At 61.8% G+C, this 4,561-nt stretch carries 5 protein-coding genes and 1 pseudogene; 5 read left to right on the forward strand and 1 reads right to left on the reverse strand.

Annotation, left to right across the window (positions count from 1 at the left end; translation table 11 throughout):
* Positions 1-298 precede the first annotated feature (298 nt).
* A complete protein-coding gene (locus tag HNO88_RS23260; RefSeq protein WP_512698577.1) occupies positions 299-505 on the forward strand; it encodes a hypothetical protein in 207 nt (68 codons plus the stop codon).
* A 453-nt stretch (positions 506-958) separates the two neighbouring features.
* Here the strand turns inward: HNO88_RS23260 and HNO88_RS22940 are convergent, their stop codons facing one another.
* Positions 959-1,063: a PEPxxWA-CTERM sorting domain-containing protein gene (locus HNO88_RS22940; protein ID WP_184250817.1), complete on the reverse strand. Its 105-nt coding sequence runs from the start codon at positions 1,061-1,063 to the stop codon at positions 959-961.
* Positions 1,064-1,477: 414 nt separating this feature from the next.
* Here HNO88_RS22940 and HNO88_RS21545 point away from each other — a divergent pair, with 414 nt between their 5' ends.
* The 4 genes and pseudogenes from HNO88_RS21545 to HNO88_RS23220 all read left to right on the forward strand — a co-directional run.
* Positions 1,478-3,535, forward strand: coding sequence for a S8 family peptidase (locus tag HNO88_RS21545; RefSeq protein WP_312857156.1), 2,058 nt, complete (start codon positions 1,478-1,480; stop codon positions 3,533-3,535).
* Between the two features lie 172 nt (positions 3,536-3,707).
* Positions 3,708-3,878, forward strand: a complete 171-nt coding sequence (locus HNO88_RS21550; protein ID WP_184250823.1) for a hypothetical protein — start codon at positions 3,708-3,710, stop codon at positions 3,876-3,878.
* Between the two features lie 18 nt (positions 3,879-3,896).
* The gene (locus HNO88_RS21555) at positions 3,897-4,076 is read left to right on the forward strand and encodes a DDE-type integrase/transposase/recombinase (RefSeq protein ID WP_184250826.1); all 180 of its coding nucleotides are present in this window, start codon (positions 3,897-3,899) and stop codon (positions 4,074-4,076) included.
* 369 nt (positions 4,077-4,445) lie between these two features.
* A pseudogene (locus HNO88_RS23220) lies at positions 4,446-4,561 on the forward strand (IS6 family transposase); the annotation flags it as partial.

Raw genomic sequence — 4,561 nt, forward strand, 5'->3', positions numbered from 1 at the left:
TACGCCATCTACCTTTGCTATCGCGCCTCAGCGGAACACCACAAGCCTCGCACAAGCCGATGTATTCGCCAACCTTGTTACGAGCTATCGAGACCCTCGAGGGTTTGTGGCGGCCGACGGCACAGAAGATCGACATGTCGTTTGATCTCGCTCTCAGACCAGCTTGTGCCTTCTTTGTCCATCCCTGTCGATCCTTGGATATCCAAGTTGAAGCCCCCACGTCGATCTCGGCAGTCGTAAGCGCCTCCCGATCCCAGCTTTTTGTCAAAGGTTAAGGGCCGCGCGCTAGTGGACGAGAATGCGCGCAAGGGCTCAAGTCGGTGAGATCAGGATCGGTGAGGTATGGGCCGAAATCCACATCAAGGATGCCATCAAGGCACGCGGCGAGATCTTCCGCTGCCCTGAGTGTCACGGCCGCTTCGTTGTCAGTCGAAGTTCTCGGTCGAGTGTGGACCCAAAAGTTCAGTCATTGCGTGGCGTTCAACAAGTGCGCAGTTGGGAGTAGGGGAGCAGGCCCGCGTCACCCTGACGCACTCTTATGAGGCCGGAGCAGGTGGGTTTCCATGAGCGCTCGCGTTTTGGGTCACGCCAGAGGCAGGAAAGTGGACGGCTCGCGTCGCACCCAACGTCGTAGTGCGCGGGCGAAGCAGGTCTCTTCGAAACGGCCCGAGATCCACATGAACGGGTGGGCATCGTTAATCAGCCACACCTTCTGGTTCGTCGCGAGATCTGCGGAGTAGAGCTTGCGCGTCGTTGCGCGTAAGCGATGGCTGACGGCGGCACATTGTCGTGAGCCGCCCTGAACTTGGCGAGAATGTTGCTCCCAGCAGGCGTGCTGGTGATGCGGTTTGCTGGTTCTTGATAGGCTGGGCCCGGCGTATAACAAGGCCTGCGCCGTCCTGTCGGGCCGCTGAGAGTAGAAGGGGCCGCAGATCGAGGCGGCCCCCTTGTAACCCGGTCAGGCTGAAATAGGGCTCATGGCCTGAGCGGTCTTGCGACGCATTGCAAAACCAACAAACTCGATGCCCATGATCATCATGGCCCAGGTCGATGCTTCCGGCACTGCGGCTTCCTTCTTGAACCGTGCAGCTCGGCAAGAGGCTCGCGAACACTGTCCTGCTTGGCATAGAGGTCTTAACCGCGATGAAACCATAGCCCGGTTATGTCCAAGCCAGTCGCTCCTTCTGCGAGACACGGGTTTTCTATGCGAAGTCCTTTCCGTACCGTACGTCCGTCTGCGCTCTGCGGCGTTGCCGCGCTGGCACTTTCTGCCTGCGGCGATGGCGGTGGAGGAGGCTCAGTCGCTTCCACTCCGGTTCCGTCCTCCGGTGCGGCACCGGCACCTACACCGGCACCTACGCTGCCCCCCAGTCCGGCGCCCACTCCAACGCCGACACCTACCCCGATACCTACCCCGCCGCCGACACCTACTCCTGCTCCCACACCTCTTGTTGCTTCTATAACGCCGAAGGCGAATGTGCCGACGCGCTCAGCTCAGGACGATAACGAGTACCGCCGCAACTACGAGTCGTTCGAATACATTCAGGCGCTCTACGCCCTCGATCACGGCTGGACAGGGCAGGGCGTGCTCGTCGCGGTTGCCGATGACGGTGTCGTTGAGAACGCTGAACTCTCGGGACAGCTGTCCGCGCTCAGCAAGGATTTTGGTACAGTCACGACTGACGGCAAGAGCGTTGCGCGCAACGTTGTCGGCGACAGCTACTCCGATCACGGCACGGCGGTGGCTGGCGTGATCGCCGGACGCAACAACGGCACTGGCATTCAAGGGATCGCGCCCGGCGCCGAGATCGTGGCGCTACGCGTCAGCGACACGAACACGACGACAGGCGAGGAAACGCTCGGCCGAACGTTGTCGGCTGCGCTCGACTATGCCGCGAGCAAGGGCATCAAGGTGGTCAACGTCTCGTTGGGAAAGGTGGACGCCGCGCAGCCCAGCGCAGCGTGGGCCGGAATGGTCGCGCGCTACACAGCTGCCGGCGGATTGTTTGTCAACTCCGCAGGCAACGACAAGGAAGCCAACGCCAAGGGCTATCTGGATCTGAACGACGCCAACCGCAACGGGTGGCTGTTCGCTGTCGCTGTCGAGCCGAGTGCCAACGGCGTCGCGCTGGCCAGCTATTCCAATCAGTGCGGCACGGTCGCAATGGCGCGCTGTGTATCGGCGATGGGCACCAACGCCAGCATGGACGTGAACGGTCAACTGGTGCTATTTAGCGGCACCAGCTCGGCGGCACCGCAAGTCAGCGGGCTGGCTGCGCTGATCCTCAGCAAGTGGCCGCAGCTGAATGGCGTGCAAGCGGGACAAGTGATCCTCAACACGGCGCATGACATCGGCGAGTTAGGTATCGATCCGGTCTACGGCGCTGGCCTCATCGACGTGGAGGCGGCGCTGTCCCCGGTCTCGCCCACGATCTCCAATGGCGTCACTCAGACGGCGCTTGCGGGGGCAGCGATGGTGGTCCCCGATGCGGTCGGCGGTGAGCAGACCGGCGCTTCGATCAAGCAGATGCTGGCGAACGTCACCGTGCTCGACGCTTATGGGCGCGATTACCTCGGCAGCCTTGCGGGGCTCGTCGCTCATCCCGAGCAGCGCGCCGGAACCATGGCGCGCCGGGTCGTCGCCGGTGCCGGAGCTGGCAGCAGCACCTTTTCCGCCAAAGGCGTGTCGGCAAGCCTCAGCTACACCAGGTACCAGGCCGGGCTCGATCCGGCTCACCAGCGCAGCCACCTAACCTCAGGAGCCTTCGTTGCCGACCTCGGTTCCATGCGCATTTTAGCCGTCTACTCGGGCCAGGATGCGGTGCAGGACGAGGCGCTCGGCTTGGCACCGGCCTCCGACGTGACGCTCGCCTATGCGCCCGGCGCCAACCTGTCGATGGCTGTAGAGCGCCGCCTCGGCACCGGCCGCTTGTCGGTAAAAGCGCTGAGCAGCGACGGCCGATATGGCTCCGCACAAGGCATGCTGCTGGGATGGAGTAGCCGCGCGCTTCGCCTCAAAGTCGGCTACCTCGAAGAGCGAGGGAGCGTCTTCGGCACGCCCGTGGGTGTGGGGGCGATGCGCTTCGGCAATGGCGCGCGCAGTGCGTTCGTCGAGCTATCGCGCAGTTGGCACGCGGGCGACTGGTCGCTTGATGCCTATGCGTCGCTTGGAGGGACGCGGTTGAAGATCGGTTCGGATACGCTGATCACTTCGGCGAGCCCGATCCTGACCCAGCGCGCTGGGCTTTCGGCCAGCTACGGTGTTTGGGGTGGTCAGATGCGCTTGGGGTTGGCGTTGCCGCTGGTAGCCTTCGCCGGCTCGGGTGAGTTGACCTATGCGAGCGGATACGACGTTGCGACCCGTTCGCTCGTATTCGATCGCGAGCGCCTCGATCTGACCGGACATCACGATCCGGTCATGAGCATGGGCTATGAGCGGGTCGGCGCCATTTCGGCGCTGCGCCTCGCTGCGGCCAAGGATACCGCGACGAGCGACTGGCGGGCACTCGCCTCTTGGCGGCTGACCTTACGCTGAGCTCGACGGCCGCCACGGCTCAGTCGTAGACATCGTAAGTTAGGTTAATGTCCGTCGCGCCGACTGAATAGAAACTCCCCATCGCAGTTCCGGTCCATGTTCGTTAGGCACTTGCTGAGCACCGTCAAACCAAATGGACGTGCTGGTGAGGAGGTCGAGGTAAGGAGTTCTTATGCCACGCCCAGGCAAGCCGGCCGGTCCGTTTCGCTACTTCAACTCGTTTCCGGAGGTGATCCGGCTGGCGGTGCTGATGTACGTGCGCTCCCCGCTCAGCATGCGGAACGTAGAAGACCTGCTCTTCCAGCGCAGGATGGACATCTGTCACTGGAGAGGCTGGCTTTGATGGAACAGGTTTGGGCCGATGCTCGCAGTCGAGGCTCGGCCCAAGCGAGTGAGCCGCATACGTGATTTTCGCCACTGGCGCTGGAAGCTCGACGATATGTACGTGAAGCTGGACCGCGGAATGTTCTATCTGTGGCGAGCGGTGGATCAAGAAGGCGAAATCCTGGAGGCATTTGTCAAACGGGTGCACAGCCGTTGAAGGCGAGATCGCTAACGAGTTTCCATACGGTGCTATGCATGCCGCTCCTGCTGTTAGTTTTGCGAATCTGCTCGGCTTGTCTCTGAATGCGCTGTTGTCTGCATGCTGATGAGCAGGTAAGCGGGATTTCGCCCAGATCGCGCTTGGCGCGATCGCTTTGACAACTCCCCCTTGATCGAAATCGCATCCAGACCGTTATCCGGTTGTACGGCTTCTTAAGCAATCGCGGGCTTGGGAGCACAAGCCGATTGAGTATTCCTGCAAGGCTTGTCGTTCGCCCCAAGCTTCTTCATCTTTGGAAGGGAGCTTCGCGGAGGCACAGTCAAACCAAGTGCACCGGCTGGTAAGGAGGGTAGGGTAGGTGTTTCAATGCCTCGTCCTCGCAAGCCGGCCAGTCCGTTTCGCTACTTCAACTCGTCGCCGGAGGTGATCCGGTTGGTAGTGCTGATGTACGTGCGCTTTCCGCTCAGCCTGCGGAACGTTGA

The organism is Novosphingobium chloroacetimidivorans, from assembly GCF_014204535.1.
Classification (GTDB): Bacteria; Pseudomonadota; Alphaproteobacteria; order Sphingomonadales; family Sphingomonadaceae; genus Novosphingobium; species Novosphingobium chloroacetimidivorans.